Annotated in this window: 1 pseudogene; it reads right to left on the bottom strand. The window is 69.4% G+C overall.

Going from position 1 to position 385, the window contains the following annotated elements:
• A pseudogene (gene eno / locus ACYVD0_RS13410) lies at positions 1–225 on the bottom strand (phosphopyruvate hydratase); the annotation flags it as partial.
• Positions 226–385: the final 160 nt, after the last annotated feature.

The raw sequence follows: 385 nt of genomic DNA, 5'->3' as shown, positions 1-385 counted from the left end.
GTTGACGTTCTCCACCGCCTTCATCACGCCCTTGCCCTTGTAGCGCAGCGAGCCGTCGCGCAGCTCCAGCGCCTCGCGGGTGCCGGTGGAGGCGCCCGAGGGCACGCTGGCGACGCCCACGGCGCCGCCCTTGAGGGTGACCACCGCCTCGACGGTGGGGTTGCCGCGCGAATCGAGGATCTCGCGGGCCACGACCTGCTGGATCAGGGTGCTCTGGTTACTCATCGCTCTGGGTGTCCTGTGCTGAGGTCGGAACCGCGGCCCGCTGGCGCTCGGGCGCGAGCAGTTCCTGTTGTTCGGCGTATTCGGCGCGGAAGTCGAAGTCGCGGGGCCAATCCTGTTCCCGCGCCGGGGAGGCGGCTTGCCTGTGCTGTTGCATCGAATG

This window comes from Azotobacter armeniacus (assembly GCF_054779355.1).
Note: the sequence above shows the minus strand (reverse complement) of the source record. Positions and strands in the feature narration are given on the sequence as shown.